Origin of the sequence: Paenibacillus sp. EKM10P, from assembly GCF_011800655.1 — a bacterium.
Classification (GTDB): Bacteria; Bacillota; Bacilli; order Paenibacillales; family Paenibacillaceae; genus Paenibacillus; species Paenibacillus polymyxa.
This window is the reverse complement of sequence record NZ_JAALET010000121.1, coordinates 1-261: the sequence shown is the minus strand read 5'-3', so window position 1 is coordinate 261 and position 261 is coordinate 1. Positions and strand designations below refer to the sequence as shown.

Below are 261 nucleotides of genomic sequence, written 5' to 3'. Positions count from 1 at the left end.
GTGGAGGCTGAGGGGATCGAACCCCCGACCCTCTGCTTGTAAGGCAGATGCTCTCCCAGCTGAGCTAAGCCTCCATAATTATGACCCGTAGGGGATTCGAACCCCTGTTACCTCCGTGAAAGGGAGGTGTCTTAACCCCTTGACCAACGGGCCTTGCAAAATGAATTCTGATTTAATAATTTTGTGGCGGAGAGAGAGGGATTCGAACCCTCGCACCACTTACGCAGTCTAACCCCTTAGCAGAGGGTCCCCTTATAGCCA

General features: G+C 52.9%; 2 tRNA genes. Both read right to left on the bottom strand.

Annotated features, from left to right (window positions below):
• Position 1: 1 nt before the first annotated feature.
• Positions 2–74: transfer RNA gene (locus HFE01_RS26735), tRNA-Val, on the bottom strand.
• 7 nt (positions 75–81) lie between these two features.
• A tRNA-Glu gene (locus HFE01_RS26730) sits at positions 82–153 on the bottom strand.
• Positions 154–261: the final 108 nt, after the last annotated feature.